This is a genomic window from Lysinibacillus contaminans, assembly GCF_001278945.1.
GTDB lineage: Bacteria > Bacillota > Bacilli > Bacillales_A > Planococcaceae > Lysinibacillus > Lysinibacillus contaminans.
In genome coordinates this window covers 43,327-60,836 of the sequence record NZ_LGRV01000002.1, presented here as the reverse complement: position 1 = coordinate 60,836, position 17,510 = coordinate 43,327, and the positions used below count along the sequence as shown (strand labels likewise).

Annotated in this window: 20 protein-coding genes; 19 read left to right on the top strand and 1 reads right to left on the bottom strand. The window is 37.5% G+C overall.

Annotated elements, in window-relative coordinates; translation table 11 throughout:
* Positions 1-524 precede the first annotated feature (524 nt).
* The 10 genes from AEA09_RS02455 (at position 525) to rsmI (ending at position 7,946) form a co-directional block, all read left to right on the top strand.
* Entirely contained in the window at positions 525-1,949 is a 1,425-nt protein-coding gene (locus AEA09_RS02455) for an aminotransferase class I/II-fold pyridoxal phosphate-dependent enzyme (protein ID WP_053582354.1), read from the top strand.
* Positions 1,950-1,966: 17 nt separating this feature from the next.
* Positions 1,967-2,596 carry a dTMP kinase gene (gene tmk / locus AEA09_RS02450; protein WP_053582353.1) on the top strand — a complete coding sequence of 210 codons (630 nt, stop codon included), beginning with the start codon at positions 1,967-1,969 and terminating at the stop codon, positions 2,594-2,596.
* Between the two features lie 68 nt (positions 2,597-2,664).
* Entirely contained in the window at positions 2,665-2,994 is a 330-nt protein-coding gene (locus tag AEA09_RS02445) for a cyclic-di-AMP receptor (RefSeq protein WP_053582352.1), read from the top strand.
* 290 nt (positions 2,995-3,284) lie between these two features.
* Positions 3,285-3,725: a YaaR family protein gene (locus AEA09_RS02440; RefSeq protein WP_053582351.1), complete on the top strand. Its 441-nt coding sequence runs from the start codon at positions 3,285-3,287 to the stop codon at positions 3,723-3,725.
* Between the two features lie 87 nt (positions 3,726-3,812).
* Complete coding sequence (holB, locus tag AEA09_RS02435; protein ID WP_053582350.1) at positions 3,813-4,817, top strand: DNA polymerase III subunit delta'; 1,005 nt, start codon at positions 3,813-3,815, stop codon at positions 4,815-4,817.
* Complete coding sequence (locus AEA09_RS02430) at positions 4,810-5,625, top strand: PSP1 domain-containing protein (protein WP_053582349.1); 816 nt, start codon at positions 4,810-4,812, stop codon at positions 5,623-5,625. The genes holB and AEA09_RS02430 overlap by 8 nt, the downstream gene beginning before the upstream one ends.
* Before the next feature lie 27 nt (positions 5,626-5,652).
* The gene (yabA, locus tag AEA09_RS02425) at positions 5,653-6,009 is read left to right on the top strand and encodes a DNA replication initiation control protein YabA (protein ID WP_053582348.1); all 357 of its coding nucleotides are present in this window, start codon (positions 5,653-5,655) and stop codon (positions 6,007-6,009) included.
* Positions 6,010-6,077: 68 nt separating this feature from the next.
* Positions 6,078-6,827, top strand: coding sequence for a tRNA1(Val) (adenine(37)-N6)-methyltransferase (locus tag AEA09_RS02420; RefSeq protein WP_053582347.1), 750 nt, complete (start codon positions 6,078-6,080; stop codon positions 6,825-6,827).
* On the top strand, positions 6,811-7,074 hold the full coding sequence (locus tag AEA09_RS02415; RefSeq protein ID WP_053582346.1) for a GIY-YIG nuclease family protein: 264 nt from the start codon (positions 6,811-6,813) through the stop codon (positions 7,072-7,074). The genes AEA09_RS02420 and AEA09_RS02415 overlap by 17 nt, the downstream gene beginning before the upstream one ends.
* Complete coding sequence (gene rsmI / locus AEA09_RS02410) at positions 7,071-7,946, top strand: 16S rRNA (cytidine(1402)-2'-O)-methyltransferase (RefSeq protein ID WP_053582345.1); 876 nt, start codon at positions 7,071-7,073, stop codon at positions 7,944-7,946. The genes AEA09_RS02415 and rsmI overlap by 4 nt, the downstream gene beginning before the upstream one ends.
* A gap of 296 nt (positions 7,947-8,242) precedes the next feature.
* Here rsmI and AEA09_RS02405 read toward each other — a convergent pair whose 3' ends face one another.
* Positions 8,243-8,521: a transition state genes transcriptional regulator AbrB gene (locus AEA09_RS02405; protein ID WP_053582344.1), complete on the bottom strand. Its 279-nt coding sequence runs from the start codon at positions 8,519-8,521 to the stop codon at positions 8,243-8,245.
* 325 nt (positions 8,522-8,846) lie between these two features.
* Between AEA09_RS02405 and metG the strand changes: the two genes are divergently transcribed.
* The 9 genes from metG to purR all read left to right on the top strand — a co-directional run bounded on the left by metG (position 8,847) and on the right by purR (position 17,509).
* Complete coding sequence (gene metG / locus AEA09_RS02400) at positions 8,847-10,838, top strand: methionine--tRNA ligase (RefSeq protein WP_425411968.1); 1,992 nt, start codon at positions 8,847-8,849, stop codon at positions 10,836-10,838.
* A gap of 254 nt (positions 10,839-11,092) precedes the next feature.
* Positions 11,093-11,863 carry a TatD family hydrolase gene (locus AEA09_RS02395; protein ID WP_053582342.1) on the top strand — a complete coding sequence of 257 codons (771 nt, stop codon included), beginning with the start codon at positions 11,093-11,095 and terminating at the stop codon, positions 11,861-11,863.
* 135 nt (positions 11,864-11,998) lie between these two features.
* On the top strand, positions 11,999-13,207 hold the full coding sequence (locus tag AEA09_RS02390; protein WP_053582341.1) for a resuscitation-promoting factor: 1,209 nt from the start codon (positions 11,999-12,001) through the stop codon (positions 13,205-13,207).
* Positions 13,208-13,418: 211 nt separating this feature from the next.
* Entirely contained in the window at positions 13,419-13,985 is a 567-nt protein-coding gene (gene rnmV, locus AEA09_RS02385) for a ribonuclease M5 (protein WP_053582340.1), read from the top strand.
* Positions 13,978-14,859 (top strand): 16S rRNA (adenine(1518)-N(6)/adenine(1519)-N(6))-dimethyltransferase RsmA, encoded by an 882-nt coding sequence (gene rsmA / locus AEA09_RS02380; protein ID WP_053582339.1) that lies wholly within the window; start codon positions 13,978-13,980, stop codon positions 14,857-14,859. The genes rnmV and rsmA overlap by 8 nt, the downstream gene beginning before the upstream one ends.
* A 141-nt stretch (positions 14,860-15,000) precedes the next feature.
* On the top strand, positions 15,001-15,261 hold the full coding sequence (veg, locus tag AEA09_RS02375) for a biofilm formation stimulator Veg (RefSeq protein ID WP_053582338.1): 261 nt from the start codon (positions 15,001-15,003) through the stop codon (positions 15,259-15,261).
* Positions 15,262-15,374: 113 nt separating this feature from the next.
* Complete coding sequence (locus AEA09_RS02370; protein ID WP_053582337.1) at positions 15,375-15,560, top strand: small, acid-soluble spore protein, alpha/beta type; 186 nt, start codon at positions 15,375-15,377, stop codon at positions 15,558-15,560.
* Positions 15,561-15,758: 198 nt separating this feature from the next.
* Positions 15,759-16,625, top strand: coding sequence for a 4-(cytidine 5'-diphospho)-2-C-methyl-D-erythritol kinase (gene ispE / locus AEA09_RS02365; protein ID WP_053582336.1), 867 nt, complete (start codon positions 15,759-15,761; stop codon positions 16,623-16,625).
* Between the two features lie 56 nt (positions 16,626-16,681).
* The gene (purR, locus tag AEA09_RS02360; RefSeq protein ID WP_053582335.1) at positions 16,682-17,509 is read left to right on the top strand and encodes a pur operon repressor; all 828 of its coding nucleotides are present in this window, start codon (positions 16,682-16,684) and stop codon (positions 17,507-17,509) included.
* Position 17,510 lies beyond the last annotated feature (1 nt).

Sequence of the window (17,510 nt, the reverse complement as noted above, 5' to 3'; positions counted from 1 at the left end):
CACATGAAACAGTCAACTATATGTTGGCTGTTTTTTTGCATTATAAGATAATAGATGTACTACAAAAAGATGATGTAGTTGTTGTCCATAAAGATAAATAACAATTGCTCGTACTCGTACTCGTACTTGTAAATTATTGTTCAAATAGTTTTAGTGAAGAAGAACAGGGTTTGATGACAAAGTGCCAATTGTAGGAGTATTTCTGGACACTAATATAAGCTACCGCATACATCAGATACAATGGATTGGAGAAATGTCGAGTATAATGCGTATCTTGTTGTTAATGAGCCAAAAGTGAGTGAAGTACAGCACATGCTCTTGCATATTGAAATCGGAGTAGAAAGTCAGCGCTATCGTGCGTTTGAAATGGGCTTTCAGATGATAAAAATGAACAGGATATTTGGCAAGTTGCTTTTATGCTAATTCAATTTTGTATTAGCTATCCTATTTTATAGGATAGCTTTTTAATCTTGTGATAATCCCTTATAATTAAAGGAGAATATAACGGAAATGGGTGTTTTGTTTTGCAAAAGAAAAAGCCGATTGTGGAAAGTTTAGAGCATTTTCGACAACAACAAAATGTATCTTTTCATGTGCCAGGCCATAAATACGGGGAGCTATCACATTTACCGCAAGCTTTTAAAGATGTGATGCGTTATGATGTGACGGAGCTTTCAGGTCTAGATGATTTTCATCATCCAGAGGAAATGATTTTAGAGGCAGAAAATTTACTGGCCGACACATATGGAACAATGAAAAGTTTCTTTCTAGTAAATGGTTCGACGGTCGGCAATTTAGCGATGATCTATGCAACTTGTAAAAAAGGCGATACGATTATTGTACAACGTAATGCCCATAAATCTATTTTCCATGCGATTGAGCTTGTTGGAGTTAAACCTGTATATGTATCGCCAATGTGGGATGAACGGACATTAACGGCTACTTATATAGCGTACGAACATCTAAAAGAAGCAGTTAACCAATACCCAGAAGCTAAGGCAGTTGTGTTAACGTATCCTACTTATTACGGTATGGCATCTAAAGAAATACAGCAGCAAATTGCGTATTGTCATGAAAAAAATATTCCTGTCTTAGTAGATGAAGCACACGGTGCTCATTTTAGCGCCTGTACATTATTTCAGCCTTCTGCATTAATATTCGGAGCAGATGTAGTTGTGCAATCGGCTCATAAAACATTACCAGCGATGACTATGGCTTCTTTTATGCATGTGAATTCAGAATTAGTGTCTATTGATAAAGTGAATCATTATTTACGTATGTTACAGTCTAGTAGCCCATCATATGTATTGTTAGCATCTTTAGACGATGCACGTTACTATGTACAGACATATATGGAGAGTGACGGCGCATATATAATAGAGAAAAAAGCACAATGGGTGGAAGCATTACGGGCGATTGGATCGCTTGAAGTTATAGAAGTAGATGACCCATTAAAATTACTGCTACGTGTTAATGGTTATAGTGGATTTCAATTACAAGAGGTACTAGAGGCACAAAATATATACGCAGAATTAGCGGATGCACATCAAGTATTGTTTGTATTACCACTTTTAAAACAGGGTCATACGTACCCATTTGCAGATATACGGGTTCGTATTAAGGATGCTGTAACGGACTTATTGGGTACAGAAAAATGTAATATAGTGACTGCTATGCATACTACGTATAACTTTACAGCAGTCACTAAGCCTGAGTTAACATTTGAAGAAATAGAGAGAAAAGATAAGGAATGGCTACCATATATGCGTGCAATGGGACGTATTGCAGCAAGTATGATTATCCCATATCCACCTGGTATTCCTTTACTCGTACCAGGTGAAAAGATTACAGTTGCAAAGCTAAGTCAGCTAGAGGAATTACTAGCAACTCGTGCATCATTCCAAGGAAATCACCGTTTAGAAGAAAAAATGATTGAGGTCATTAAATAGTTGGAGGCAATTACAGTATGAAACGCAATTTATTTATTACATTTGAAGGTCCAGAGGGAGCAGGAAAGACGACAGTTATCCAAAAAATTGCCGAGAGATTGGCGCAAGAAAATATAGATGTATTACCAACTCGAGAACCTGGAGGTATAGAAATTGCGGAAAAAATTCGGGCAGTCATTTTAGATCCAGCGCATACAGCAATGGATGAACGTACAGAAGCTCTATTATATGCGGCAGCTAGAAGTCAGCATTATTTCGAAAAAGTACGACCAGCGCTAGATGCGGGGAAAATGGTGATTTGTGACCGCTTTATCGATTCCTCACTTGCTTATCAAGGGTATGCACGTGGTATAGGTGTTGATGAAGTTCTAGCTATTAATGAATTCGCGATTGGGAAGAAGCTACCGGATGTGACGATTTTATTTGATTTGGCGCCTGAGGTTGGTTTGGCAAGAATTTATGCGCATGGTAATCGAGAAGTGAACCGTCTAGATGTTGAGAGTTTAGCATTCCATGAAAAAGTGCGTGAAGGATATTTACAGCTTGTTGAACGTTACCCAACGCGCATAAAAGTTGTGAATGCAGATCAAAACGTTGAGCAAGTAATAGAAGATGTATGGTCCTTACTTTGTGATACAATGCAGTAAAAGCATGAAGTTGTTTAGTATATTGTGATATAATGGTAACACCTATTTGAATAAAGGGGTGAGTGCGGATGAAGTTAGTCGTAGCTGTGGTTCAAGACCAAGATAGCAGCCGTTTATCGAATGCTTTAACGAAAAATGAGTTTCGCGCAACAAAATTGGCGAGTACAGGAGGGTTTTTACGCTCTGGTAACACGACGTTTCTTATTGGAACGGAGGACTCCCTCATACCCAAAGTTTTAGATATTATCCGTGAGAATTGTCGAGCACGTGAACAAATGGTCGCACCAATATCGCCATTAGGGGGAAATGCAGATTCGTATATTCCTTACCCAGTGGAAGTAGAAGTAGGCGGTGCTACAGTGTTTGTTTTACCAATCGAACAATTTCATCATTTTTAATAGTATTCATTAGGAGTCTCCGTTTTTTCTAAAAGTAGTGAGATGAAAACAACTATTATATTTTATACAGCGAGGTACAAGTGGCGGCTGTATAATATTAAAGTCTCCGGCATATGTCGTGGATTTTGTAAAATAAGGAGGAATTACCCTACGCATGATACAAAATCTGGACGCATTGTTTTTCTGTGCGAAAGCGAAGCGTCAGCAACAGACGTTTTTGGTACCGAAAGCGTTAGCGACAGGTACAATTACGCGGAGGCGTAATTGATCGAAGTGGAGGCGAATACAACTTGAAAATCAATCAAGATATACGTGTCGGATTAAATGCAAATCGCAAAGAGTCACTACAAAATAATAATCAAAACAACCGATTTGGTGATATGGTAGTGAAGCAAGGGTCAAAAATGCAAACAGAACAGCTTACAAGGCTATTAGGGGACATTTCTTCTGCTGGAGACCGTGTTGCAAGATCTCGTAACTTGAGAGAGCTAGCTCGCTTTAAGATGTTAGTAAAAAGATTTTTACAAGAAACCATTGATCATGGTATGGAATTAAAACAGTCTCATACATGGAATCGTTTTGGTGAAGGTAGACGTTTAAAAATTATTGAAACAATTGATGAGCGACTTGTAGAATTGGCACAAGATATTTTAAGTGAAGAGAAGGAAGCTATAGACCTTCTCGATAAAATTGGTGAAATTAAAGGCTTATTAATTAATTTATATATGTAAAACCCGTGTCTTGTTCACTTGTAGGCGCGGGGTTTTTTCAAACAGGAAGGAAATTAAGGGGAAGCCCTTACTTAAAGGTGATTCAGTATGGCCAGGAATGTTGAAGAGCTACTCACACTACAACCAGTCGTAATGAAGCAGCTTCAAACAATTATAAATAAAAATAGATTAGCGCATGCGTATATCTTTGATGGAGAAAAAGGCACTGGAAAAGTGGATATTATGCAGTATTTTGTAAAATTAATGCTGTGCGAAAATCCCAATCAAAATGTTCCATGTGAAACATGTCGAAATTGCAGACGTGTTGATTCGGGGAATCACCCGAATATTCATCAAATCTATCCAGATGGTCAATTTATTAAGATTGATCAAATTCGGGAGCTAGTAGCAGAAATGAAGATGATGGGGATTGAAGAGGGACGTAAAATTTACGTACTACATCATGCAGACCGTCTTAATATAGCTTCTGCTAATATGCTATTGAAGTTTTTAGAAGAGCCAGACGGAGACGTGATGGCCATTCTATTAACAGAGCAAATGCAGTCAATGTTACCGACGATTCGCTCACGCTGCCAGCATATTAAATTTCAAAAAATACCGCACTCGATTTTGTTACAACATTTACAGGAAAATAATGTTTCTTACGCGATGGCTTCAACGGTGAGTATGCTGACGAATGAGCTCGAAACAGCTATTTTTTTAGCAAATGATGAGCAGTTTGCACAGGCTAGAAAAACAGTGTTAAAATTAGTAGAGGCCATTCGAAAAAATGTACATGAAGCAATGCTTGTGGTACACGAAGAATGGTTGCCATTGTTTAAAGAAAAAAGTGAGATGGAGCAAGCATTGGATTTACTGCTATTTGCGTATCGTGATATAGTGGCAATAAAGGCTAATCCCGAAGCAGCTTGTACTTACCCAGACATGTTACTAACATTTAAAGAAGCTGCATTACATTCGACTTACGAGCGCCTTTCTAGTCAAATGCAAGCAATACTACAGGCACGCGTGTCTTTGCAGCGTAACATGAACAGGACGTTAATGATGGAGCAGCTAATGCTAAATCTGCAGGAGGGATATACATTTGTATAATGTAGTGGGAGTCCGCTTTAAAAAGGCGGGTAAAATATATTATTTTGATCCAGCAACATTTCTACTAGAAGACAATCAATATGTCATAGTAGAAACGGCTCGCGGAGTGGAATACGGTAAAGTTGTTGTCCCTCAAAAAGTAGTAGGGGAAAATGATGTTGTATTGCCATTAAAGCAAGTGCTGCGACCTGCGGATGAACGTGACCGCATACAGGTCGAAGAAAATGCAATAGAATCAAAACGTGCATTTGACTTAGCTAGTACAAAAATCATCGAGCATAAGTTAGAGATGAAGCTCGTTGATGTTGAATATACATTTGATCGTAATAAAATTATTTTTTACTTTACAGCAGAGGGCCGTGTAGATTTCCGTGACCTTGTAAAAGACTTAGCCTCTGTTTTTCGTACACGTATTGAGCTCCGCCAAATTGGTGTGCGCGACGAGGCCAAGCTATTGGGTGGTATTGGTCCATGTGGTCGTATGCTTTGCTGTTCTACATTTTTAGGTGATTTTGAACCAGTTTCTATTAAAATGGCAAAAGATCAAAATTTGTCGTTAAATCCTTCGAAAATTTCAGGCCTTTGTGGTCGTTTAATGTGCTGCTTGAAGTACGAAAATGATGAGTATGAAGAAGCAAAAGAAGGCATGCCAGACATTGGTGAAATTACGATGACACCAGATGGGCGAGGGAAAGTGGTCGCTTTAAATGTGTTAGAACGACTAATTCAAGTATATTTGCAAGAGCAAGAACGCACTGTTGAATATACATTAGAAGAACTATTGGCAGGCGAAAAAAATCTTATATAAGATAGAGAATTTAACGAGGTGGCTTGGGTGAAGGACCGTAATTTCTTAGATACTGTTATAGGGTTCGAACAACAGCTAGAATCAATGCAGGAGCAGTTTGGTGCATTGAAACAATTTGTTGCACTGATGATGGAAGAACATAAGGCGCTTGAAACGGAAAATCAACACCTTCGTATCCGTCTAGAAGAATTACTTTCTAAGGAAAGCATTGCGCAAGTAGCTGGCGAAAAGAAAGATAATCCAATAGATATAGGTGAGGGATATGATAATTTAGCACGTCTTTATCAGGAAGGCTTCCATGTTTGTCACGTACATTTTGGAAGCTCACGCAAAGGTGAAGATTGTCTATTTTGTCTATCGTTTTTAAATAAACAAAATGTGTAATAGAAGACTGATTCCCACTCTTTTAGTGGTTGTCAGTCTTTTGTTTTGTATGTGTAGGAGGAAAGACTATGGAAGCTTGGTTGAAGGATGATGAAAGGCTGGATTATTTATTAGCAGAAGATTTACGAATTATTCAAAGTCCGTCTGTCTTTTCATTTTCATTAGACGCTGTACTGTTATCGAAATTTGTTAGTGTACCTCATCATAAAGGGGAAATAGTAGATTTATGCTCCGGCAATGGAGTTATTCCACTTTTTTTAAGTGCGCGTACAAAGGGCAACATTACAGGTGTGGAGTTGCAGCCACGACTTTTTGATATGGCAGAGCGTAGCATTCGCTATAATAAGCTAGAAGAACAAATTCACATGATGCTTGGAGATGTAAAGGAAATTCCAGCGCAATTAGGAATTGAAAAATACGATGTGGTAACATGCAATCCACCATATTTTTTAGCACATGAAGCAAGTGAAAAAAATTTAAGTGAACATCATGCTATTGCACGCCACGAATTATATTTAACATTAGAGGAAGCGGTGCAATCAGCAAGTAAGTTATTAAAGCAGGGCGGAAAGGCTGCATTTGTACATCGACCGGGTCGTCTTTTAGATATTGTCACAGCAATGCGTGCAAATCGCTTAGAGCCAAAACGGTTGCAATTCATTTACCCAAAAGAGGGTAAAGAAGCCAACACCTTATTAATAGAAGGAATTAAAGATGGAAAGCCAGATTTGAAAATACTGCCACCACTTTATGTATACGATGAGAAAAATGAGTATACGCCGCAAGTGAGAGAAATGCTTTATGGAAAAGAACAGTAATCATTTCTTTTATGTGTTGGAATGTGCTGATCATTCGTATTATGCTGGCTATACAAATGATTTAGACAAGCGCGTGGCAACGCATAATGCAGGTAAGGGGGCAAAATATACAAGAGCAAGAGGCCCTGTAAAATGTATTTACGCTGAAACATTTGAGACAAAACAAGAAGCAATGCGCGCAGAGTACGCGTTTAAACAATTAAACAGAGGACAAAAATCGAAGTATATAGGGAGAGATCGGTCGTGAAATCACAAAAAAGTACGATGCACGAACACGGGAGTTGTTTATATTTAGTAGCAACGCCTATTGGCAATCTAGAAGATATGAGTGTGCGTGCACTACGTATTTTAAAAGAAGCGGACGTCATTGCGGCAGAAGATACACGCAATACAAAAAAACTATGCAATTATTTCGAAATTGATACACCATTAGTGAGCTACCATGAGCATAATTTAGAGTATGGTGGTGAGAAACTTCTTGGCTATTTACGTGAGGGGAAGACTGTAGCATTAGTGAGTGATGCGGGGTTACCTTGTATTTCAGATCCAGGTGCAGATATTGTTGTAAAAGCAATTGAAGAAAACTTTGCGGTTGTACCTGTGCCAGGTGCGAATGCCGCCCTTTCAGCGTTAATAGCTTCTGGATTAACACCGCAGCCATTTTTCTTTTATGGTTTTTTAACACGCAATAAAAAAGAACGCCGTCAGCAATTGGAGTTACTAAAGAAACGAGAAGAGACGATTTTGTTTTACGAGGCACCGCATCGATTAAAAGAGACGTTAAAGGATATGGAATTAGTATTGGGTGATCGCCGTATCGTTTTGGCACGGGAGCTTACAAAAAAATTCGAGGAATTTTTGCGTGGCACGCTAACGGAAGCGGTCGAATGGTCACAAACTGAAGAAATTCGTGGAGAGTTTTGTATCGTACTAGAAGGAAATTTGAATGTCGTTGAGGAAGAAGAAGAGGAAACCTACTGGGCAGCTATGTCTGTAGTGGAGCATGTCGATTATGTTATCGCAAATACAACTATGACTTCTAAAGAAGCTATAAAAGAAGTAGCAAAATTGCGCCAAGTCGCAAAGCGTGATGTTTACAACGAGTATCATAGCGAGTAAGAACAGAATAGCGTAATTCTTTGAAAAATACATTTATACAATATAAGAAATCACCTAATCTAGAAGAGAAGGTGATTTTTTTGTTGGAAAAGGTAATTTAATGGAATGTTTAAATTGATTATAATTGTAAAAAAGAGTAATGTTAAATAAATGAAGTCTGACCTATTTAATAGTTAGGGGAATTTTAAAAAGAAAATATTTAATTTAAAGTATAAAATCTCTTATTAAAGGACATTTTAGATTAATACGAAAAAACACCTGAAATCGCTGTTCTCGATTCAGGTGTAAAAATGTGATTATTTTTTTAAGTTCGTTTCAATTTCATTCATTAACATTTCTGCGCCTTCTGGACTTAAAATTAATTTTCCTCCAACAAGACGGAAGTTATCATCTGAAACTTCTCCTGTAACTGCACATGTCATATTAGGCATATATTTTTTTAAGATGATTTTATCGTCATCCACATAAATTTCTAATGCGTCTTTTTCAGCTATGCCTAGTGTACGGCGAAGTTCGATTGGAATTACTACACGACCTAATTCATCGACTTTACGAACGATACCTGTTGATTTCATGATATAGTTCCTCCTAAATTGTTATATTAATAATTCGTCAAATTTCGACATAAATTCTTTGTCTGATAGTTATCATACCAAGTAATGCCATATACGTCAATTAATTAGTACTTCACTAAAATTAATTATACAAAATTATATGAGAAAAATACAGTTTTTTCTCATATTTTATAAGTTTTTTACTATGAAAATTAATATACAGTCCTTAAGGTATAGTTAAAAGTAATTATATGGGTTGTGTATAATTCGACAATTTTCGCATTTAAGAAACTTTCATTGAAACGAATTTCGTACTTCTATAGAATAGATAATATATTGTGAAACAATGGAGGCCGTACTTGTGAACGAACAAAACAAAACATTCTATATAACAACCCCGATTTACTATCCAAGTGGAAAATTTCATATCGGTACAGCGTATACAACTGTAGCATCTGATACGATTGCGCGATATAAGCGTTTACGTGGCTACGATGTACGCTTTTTAACAGGTATGGACGAGCATGGACAAAAAATTCAAGAGAAAGCAGCAGAGTCTGGCAAACATCCACAAGAATATGTAAATGAGATAGCAGATGCTGCGAAAAAATTATGGTCATTAATGGATATTTCATATGACGATTTTATCCAGACGACAGAAAAGCGCCATAAAGCAACTGTTGAAAAGATTTTTCAGAAATTTTTAGATAACGGTGATATTTATAAAGGTGAGTATGAAGGCTGGTATTGTACACCTTGTGAGTCATTCTTTACAGAAACACAATTAGTAGATGGGAACTGTCCAGACTGCGGTCGTCCTGTACACAAAGTAAAAGAAGAGTCGTACTTCTTTAATATGAAGAAATACGCAGATCGTCTATTAGCTTATTATGAAGAGCATCCAGAATTCATCGAACCTGAATCGCGTAAAAACGAAATGATTAATAACTTCATTAAACCGGGGCTCGAAGACTTATCTGTCTCACGTACTTCATTTGATTGGGGCATTAAAGTACCTGGAGATGCAAGACACGTCATTTATGTGTGGGTGGATGCATTAACGAACTATATTACGTCTTTAGGTTATCTTTCAGACGATGAAACGTCATTCAATAAATTCTGGCCAGCAGATGTACAAGTTGTCGGAAAAGATATTGTTCGCTTCCATACAATTTACTGGCCGATCTTCTTAATGGCACTTGATTTACCGTTACCGAAAAAAGTCTTTGCTCATGGCTTTATAATGATGAAAGACGGTAAAATGTCTAAATCTAAAGGTAATGTTGTCTATCCAGAGATGTTAATCGAGCGTTATGGCTTAGATGCGACACGATATTTCTTATTACGAGAACTTCCATTTGGCTCTGACGGCGTATTTTCACCAGAATCATTTGTAGAGCGTACAAACTTCGATTTAGCTAATGATTTAGGGAACTTATTAAATCGTTCAATTTCTATGATTAACAAATATTTCGACGGTATTATTCCTGCTGAAAATCTTCAAGCTACAGAATTCGATGCAGCTTTAAAAGTACAAGCAGAATCTGTGCGTATTAAATATGAAGAAAGTATGGAAAAAATGCAATTTAGTGTCGTATTAGCAGAGCTATGGACATTAGTTTCTCGTACAAATAAATACATTGATGAGACACAACCTTGGGTACTTGCGAAAGATGAAGCTGACAAACCTAAATTAGCCTCTGTTATGCGAAATTTAGCAGAAAGTTTACATCAGATTGCAGTTATGTTACAACCATTTATGACAGTAACACCCAAACGAATTATTGAGCAACTAGGGCTAGATGAGAGATTTTTAGCATGGGAAACAATTGAAACATTCGGAAATACTATTCCACTAAATACGAAAGTGGTAGAAAAAGGTACGCCTATTTTCCCTCGTTTGGATAGCGAAATTGAAATTTCTTATATCCGTGATGAAATGCGTGGCTCAGTAAAAACTTCTCAAGAAGAAGAATTGAAAGAAGAACAAGCGGTTGTTGAAATTCCAAATACACCAGAAATTTCAATTGATGATTTTATGAAAGTTGACCTGCGTGTTGCAACGGTTACAGCATGCGAAGCAATGCCGAAAGCAGACAAATTATTAAAGTTGCAAGTGGACCTTGGATATGAACAGCGCCAAGTAGTTTCAGGTATTGCAAAGTTCTATTCTGCGGAAGAATTAGTAGGCCAAAAAGTTATCGTTGTAACAAACCTAAAACCAGTCAAACTTCGTGGTGAGTTATCACAAGGAATGATTTTAGCTGGTGAAAAAGATGGTATTTTAAAGTTAGCTTCTGTGGATCAGCAACTTGAAAATGGCGCAAAAGTTAAGTAAGAAAAAATAGAGAGAGGCCTGTTGAACATAAAAAGTTCAGCAGGCTTTTCAACTTCTATTGAAAATGAATACAAAATTATATCAATATAATTAATGTGGCAAATTTTTAAGGGTTTTTTAGGTATATTGTACCTGAAAAGTTCATTTTAACTGAGCTTATTCTCACGATGGGAATTTTTTTGTAATGAAAATGTAACATTTACGAAAGATATGTAATAATAATTTCTAATACAATCGACGATAGGGGAATGACTATGTTCATAGATACACACGTACATTTAAATGCAGACCAGTATGAAGAGGATCTACAAGAAGTTATTGATAGAGCACTTCAAGCAAAAGTAGAAACAATGGTAGTTGTAGGATTTGACCGTAAAACAATTGTGAGAACAATGGAGTTAATCGAGGAATATGACTTTATTTATGGTGTTATCGGCTGGCATCCAGTAGATGCAATTGATTGTACGGAAGAAGATTTGAAGTGGATAGAGGGATTAACAGTACATCCGAAAATAGTAGGGATCGGAGAAACTGGACTCGATTATTATTGGGATAAGTCGCCAAAAGATGTTCAGCAGGAGCTATTTCGCAAACAAATTCATTTAGCGCAAAAGGTGAACTTGCCAATAATTATTCATAATCGAGATGCAACAGCTGATGTCGTGCGAATTTTACGTGAAGAAAATGCGGCGACAGTAGGTGGTGTGATGCATTGCTATAGTGGCAGTGTTGAGACAGCACGTGAATGTATTGAGATGAATTTCATGATTAGTTTAGGTGGCCCCGTGACATTTAAAAATGCACGTATGCCGAAAGAGGTTGCCAAGCAGATTCCTTTAGAGCACCTGATGATTGAAACAGATGCCCCATACCTAGCGCCACATCCACATCGAGGAAAGCGGAATGAACCAGGATTAGTGCCATTAGTGGCAGAAGAAATTGCACGTCTAAAAGGACTTTCAACTGAGGAAGTTGCACACGCAACAACAACCAATGCAAAAACTTTTTTTGGGATTGACTTTTAGCTAGTTAAGATGCCTCTAATACTGGGTTTAGGGGAACTTAAAAAAGCTCAGTTAATTTTCCAAAGGATACATTCCGGTTGACAGTGCCAAAACTAGTCCGTATAATCCAACCTTGTATTAAGGAGGCGTTTTTTCATGTCAAATAATTCCATGAAAAACTTGTTCTTAGAATCATTGAGGAGTAAGCAAACGGTGATAAGAATTATTTCACTTGTCCTGTTTGTTTCAGTAATTTCATTCGTTCTTTTTGAAGGAACCAAAAAGACCGTCACGCTTGAGGCGAACGGTGAAGTAACAGAAATATCAACACATGCCAAAACTGTAGAAGAACTTCTAATAGATCATAATATAGACGTAGCAGAGCATGACGTATTAACACCCTCTCTGAGTACCAAAATTGCTAATGGAACAGCAATTACATGGGAACAGGCAAAAGAAGTAACCATTTCAGTTGACGAAAATCAGTCAAAAGTATGGACAACTGAAAATCTAGTGAAGGACATTTTGAAAGAGGCCAATATTGAAGTATCTGAGCATGATAAAGTAGTGCAAAGCTTAGATGCAAAAATAGGAGCCGATAACAAAATCGATATTCAAAAAGCGTTTCAGGTAACGCTTGTCGATGGTAAAGAAAAGAGACAAGTTTGGTCCACTTCGACTACGGTCGCTAACTTTTTAAAACAACAGGGAATTCAATTAAATGAATTTGATCGTGTCGAGAATAACCTGGAGGAAGTTATCACTCCAGAGAGTAAAATCGCAGTCGTTCGCGTAGAAAAGGTTATCGATGTAGTGGAAGAATCGTTAGATTTCGCAATTGAAAAGAAACAAGATTCTTCTTTGCTAAAAGGAAAAGAAAAAGTTATAACAGCGGGCAGCAAGGGTGCTATTTCTCGTACGTATGAAGTCGTAAAAGAAAACGGTGAGATTGTGGCGAAAAATCTACAATCTGAAAAAGTGATTAAAGAGCCTACGAAGCAAGTTGTTGCAGTTGGCACAAAATCTGTCGTTGCGAGTGCACCGACTGTATCACGTGGTTCAGAGCCGACTAGTGGTAAGGAGTTTTATGTAACTGCGACAGCCTACACACCATATTGTGATGGTTGTTCGGGAACTTCAGCTACTGGTATCGATTTGCGTGCAAATTCGGGGCTAAAAGTTATTGCTGTTGATCCATCTGTTATTAAGCTAGGCTCAAAAGTGTGGGTCGAAGGTTATGGCACAGCAATTGCTGGAGATACTGGCGGCGCAATAAAAGGTAATAAAATTGATATACTTGTACAATCAGATGCCCAAGCACGTAATTGGGGTAGAAAAAAAGTGCGCATTAAAGTATTAAATTGAAATTAATGTTAAATATAAACATGCGTTTGTTGTATGTTTATTAATATTGAAGTGTGACTAAACAATTCTTTGCTTTCCCGTATTGACTTGCGGGAAAGCTTTTTCTTGTTAAATAACCAAAGTCAAAAATGCAAGCCGCTTAGTATTTCTGTATAATCATAAATGACAGTTGTAAAATGGTCAGAAGATAGGGAAGAAAAGAGGAGCCTCTTTGCAAATAAAAGAAGTTATCGTGGTTGAAGGAAAAGATGATACAACAGCCATTAAAAGAGCTGTTCATGCAGATACAATTGAAACAAATGGATCAGCCATTTCTGAAGAAACTTTACGCCGAATACAACATGCACAAGATAAAAGAGGCGTTATTGTTTTTACAGATCCTGATTATCCAGGGCGTCGTATTCGTGCAATTATTGAACAACGTATTCAGGGTGTGAAGCATGCATTTTTACCGAAGGAGAAAACTATTGCAAAAAACGGCAAAGGTTTAGGTATTGAGCATGCAGCTGATGAAGATATTCGTGAAGCACTCCGCCAAGTCTATACGCCAAATGAAGCAAAACCAATTGAAGATGACATTACACTAGAAGATTTAATGACAGCACGTTTAATTGGTTATCCACAGTCAAAAGTACGGCGCGATCAGCTAGGCGAGATTTTGAATATTGGTGCTACAAACGGCAAACAGCTTCATAAGAGATTGAAAATGTTTCAAATAACAGAACAGCAATTTGGAGAGGCTGTTGCATTGTTAGATCAGGAGGAAAAGAATGTATAAAGATATAGCAACACCTATTCGTACACAGGAAATCTTAAAGAAGTATGGCTTTTCGTTCAAAAAGAGCTTAGGACAAAACTTTTTAATCGATCCAAATATTTTACGTAATATTGTGAGTCACGCGAACTTAACAGAAAACAGTGGGGCAATTGAGGTTGGTCCAGGGATTGGTGCGTTGACAGAACATTTAGCACGTGGCGCTAAAAAGGTCGTATCATTTGAAATTGACCAACGTTTATTACCAGTGTTAGAGGATACACTAAGTCCATATGATAATGTGAAAGTTGTGCATTCAGATATTTTAAAAGCAGATGTAGAAAAGGTAATCAAAGAAGAAATGCCGGGTATCGAAGATATTATGGTTGTAGCAAACCTCCCATATTATGTAACGACACCGATTTTAATGAAATTATTAAATGATCGGCTCCCAATTCGTGGATTTGTAGTAATGATGCAAAAAGAAGTAGCAGATCGTATTACAGCGAAACCAGGGACAAAGGCATACGGTTCATTATCAATTGCCATTCAATATTATGTAAAGGCTGACATAGCCATGGTTGTCCCGAAAACGGTTTTTATGCCACAACCAAATGTAGATTCGGCAGTGATTCGTCTTATTAAGCACGATGAACCACCAGTGAAGGTCATTGATGAAGATTTCCTATTTGTTGTGACGCGCGCTTCATTTGCTCAGCGTCGTAAAACAATTTTAAATAATTTGCAAACAGGTTTACAAAATGGCAAAGCAAATAAAGATAAAATTTTGGAAGCACTAGAGATGGCTAATATTGAACCGACACGTCGAGGAGAGACCCTTTCTATTCAGGAGTTTGGAAAATTGGCAGATGCCTTACATCCAACCTTCTCAAAGTAACAATTACGTAACTTTAAAAAAAAAAATATTTTTTATGCGAAATAAGTTGACAATATTTATTGTTGGCTGATAAAATATTATATTTTGTTGACTTTTTTGGTCGTGTAGTTTATACTGATATATAGTGAGGTGTAAGCGAAAATGCCAAAAACGTTAGCGGACATTAAAAAGTCGTTGGATTGTCATTTGGGCAAACGTTTGCAGTTAAAAGCAAACGGTGGTCGAAAGAAAACGATTGAGTGTGCAGGGACATTGCGTGAAACATATCGTGCGATATTCGTTGTTGAGCTCGATCAGGAAGATGATACGTGCAAGCGGGTATCATACAGCTACACAGATATTTTAACTGAAGCAGTAGAGATTACTTTTTTAGATGAAGTGCAAGCTGCTATCGCAAAATAGTTTCTAGTACTTATTTTTATATGGTGCAACACTCATGTATGGGAAAAAATACATGAGTGTTTTTAATTTTGCCGGACATACTAATTTCGTCGGTTGTTAAAGGAGGAGTTAACATGGCTAAAAAAAGTATCATGTCACCTCGTTTAAAAGAAGAGATAGCAAAAGAACTTGGATTTTATGATGTTGTGGAAAGAGAAGGCTGGGGCGGCATTAAAGCTAGAGATGCCGGTAATATGGTGAAACGTGCCATACAGATGGCTGAGCAAGCGAATGGTGAACTTGCAAAGCGTAATGAATAGTCCACTCTTTTTGAGAAAGAAGGCTTTTAACTTTTAGTGTACACAACAAACAACCGACATTGGAAAGGAGCCGTCTTACCGAAATAGGTAAACGGTTCTTTTTTTCGGTGGTAGCTTTATCATTATGGTAAAATAAACTGAATGATGATGCGCAAAATGTACGGCTGTTTATGCGTGTAGGTAAAAGGAGGAAGTAAGATGCTTTATGTAAAGGCGCCTGCGAAAATTAATTTAACTTTAGATGTACTTTATAAAAGACCAGATAATTATCATGAGGTAGAGATGGTGATGACGACTGTTGATTTGGCTGATCGAATTGGGTTGGAATCAAGAGAAGATGGTGACATTAAAATTATCTCAGCGGATCGTTTTGTGCCAAATGATCATCGTAACTTTGCTTATCAAGCAGCGCGTCTTATAAAAGATACATATGGCATTGGACAAGGTGTATCCATCTTGATTGAAAAGGAGATTCCTATTGCAGCTGGACTTGCAGGTGGTAGTAGTGATGCAGCTGCTACACTAAAAGGTTTGAATGAACTATGGGATTTGAATTTATCAACGGATGAATTAGCTGAGCTTGGTTCCAAGATTGGTTCAGATGTTTCGTTTTGTGTATACGGTGGAACGGCACTTGCAACCGGACGTGGAGAAAAAATTCAAGAATTACCTGCTCCCCCAAATTGTTGGGTTGTTTTAGCAAAGCCCAAAATTGGCGTCTCAACTGCTGAAGTATATGGAGGCTTAAAGGTAGAAGGTCTAAAGCATCCAGATACCAAACAAATGATTCGTGCGATTGAAACAGAGGACTATGAGCTATTATGTACTTCACTAGGAAATGTTTTAGAAACTGTAACATTTGATTTGCATCCAGAAGTTGTTATGCTGAAGGAACAAATGAGACGCTTTGGTGCAGACGCAACACTAATGAGTGGAAGTGGTCCAACCGTGTTTGGTCTTGTGGATAGCGAAGCTCGTGTCAGTCGTATTTATAATGGATTACGAGGTTTTTGTGAAGAAGTATATGCTGTGCGCATTTTAGGAGAACGTAATCCGCTTGCTTAAAGGCGCATAATTGTGTTAGTTTTACCTATAAATATTCGTGTTTAGGAGAGGGTCGCATGAAATGGAAACGTAGTGAACGCCTAGTGGATATGACGTATTATTTACTAGAACATCCACATCAGCTGATCCCGCTAACTTATTTTTCAGAACTATATCAATCTGCAAAGTCTTCAATTAGTGAAGATTTAACGATTGTAAAAGAAACTTTCGAAGAAAAAGGAATCGGGTTATTGGTGACAGTACCGGGCGCTGCAGGGGGAGTGAAATATATCCCTAAGATGTCCGAGCAAGAAGTTCGATTAGTCATTCAGAATTTAATGACAGAGTTAGGACATTCTGATCGACTATTACCTGGTGGCTATTTATTTATGACAGATTTACTGGGTAATCCAGATTTAATTAACCGTGTAGGAAAAGTATTTGCTTCTGCATTTGCTGGCCAACAAATTGATGTCATTATGACAGTAGCTACAAAAGGTATCTCAATTGCACATGCGATTGCGAGACATTTAAATGTACCTGTTGTCGTTGTGCGTAGAGATAGCAAAGTAACAGAAGGCTCTACAGTCAGCATTAATTATGTATCTGGTTCTTCACGAAGAATTCAGACAATGGTATTATCAAAAAGAAGCATGAAAAGTGGACAACGTGTGTTAATCACTGATGACTTTATGAAAGTTGGCGGTACGATGAACGGCATGAAAAATCTACTAGAAGAATTTGATTGTGAGCTTGCAGGTATTGCAGTACTCGTGGAAGCGGAACATGCAGATGAAACATTAGTAGATGATTATTATTCACTTGTAAAGCTTCGTGAGGTCAACGAAAAAGACCGTACTATTGCATTAAGTGAAGGCAATTATTTTTCAAAAAGGGAGAAATGAC

What these genes read in the sequence shown, in the direction of transcription:
- AEA09_RS02395 (WP_053582342.1), top strand. Translation starts at nt 11,093, where the DNA reads ATGTTCATAGATACACACGTACATTTAAATGCAGACCAGTATGAAGAG.
- holB (WP_053582350.1), top strand. Translation starts at nt 3,813, where the DNA reads ATGGCCAGGAATGTTGAAGAGCTACTCACACTACAACCAGTCGTAATG.
- metG (WP_425411968.1), top strand. Translation starts at nt 8,847, where the DNA reads ATGGAGGCCGTACTTGTGAACGAACAAAACAAAACATTCTATATAACA.
- AEA09_RS02370 (WP_053582337.1), top strand. Translation starts at nt 15,375, where the DNA reads ATGGCTAAAAAAAGTATCATGTCACCTCGTTTAAAAGAAGAGATAGCA.
- AEA09_RS02445 (WP_053582352.1), top strand. Translation starts at nt 2,665, where the DNA reads ATGAAGTTAGTCGTAGCTGTGGTTCAAGACCAAGATAGCAGCCGTTTA.
- AEA09_RS02405 (WP_053582344.1), bottom strand. Translation starts at nt 8,521, where the DNA reads ATGAAATCAACAGGTATCGTTCGTAAAGTCGATGAATTAGGTCGTGTA.
- veg (WP_053582338.1), top strand. Translation starts at nt 15,001, where the DNA reads ATGCCAAAAACGTTAGCGGACATTAAAAAGTCGTTGGATTGTCATTTG.
- AEA09_RS02420 (WP_053582347.1), top strand. Translation starts at nt 6,078, where the DNA reads ATGGAAGCTTGGTTGAAGGATGATGAAAGGCTGGATTATTTATTAGCA.
- AEA09_RS02390 (WP_053582341.1), top strand. Translation starts at nt 11,999, where the DNA reads ATGTCAAATAATTCCATGAAAAACTTGTTCTTAGAATCATTGAGGAGT.
- ispE (WP_053582336.1), top strand. Translation starts at nt 15,759, where the DNA reads ATGCTTTATGTAAAGGCGCCTGCGAAAATTAATTTAACTTTAGATGTA.
- rsmA (WP_053582339.1), top strand. Translation starts at nt 13,978, where the DNA reads ATGTATAAAGATATAGCAACACCTATTCGTACACAGGAAATCTTAAAG.
- AEA09_RS02415 (WP_053582346.1), top strand. Translation starts at nt 6,811, where the DNA reads ATGGAAAAGAACAGTAATCATTTCTTTTATGTGTTGGAATGTGCTGAT.
- tmk (WP_053582353.1), top strand. Translation starts at nt 1,967, where the DNA reads ATGAAACGCAATTTATTTATTACATTTGAAGGTCCAGAGGGAGCAGGA.
- purR (WP_053582335.1), top strand. Translation starts at nt 16,682, where the DNA reads ATGAAATGGAAACGTAGTGAACGCCTAGTGGATATGACGTATTATTTA.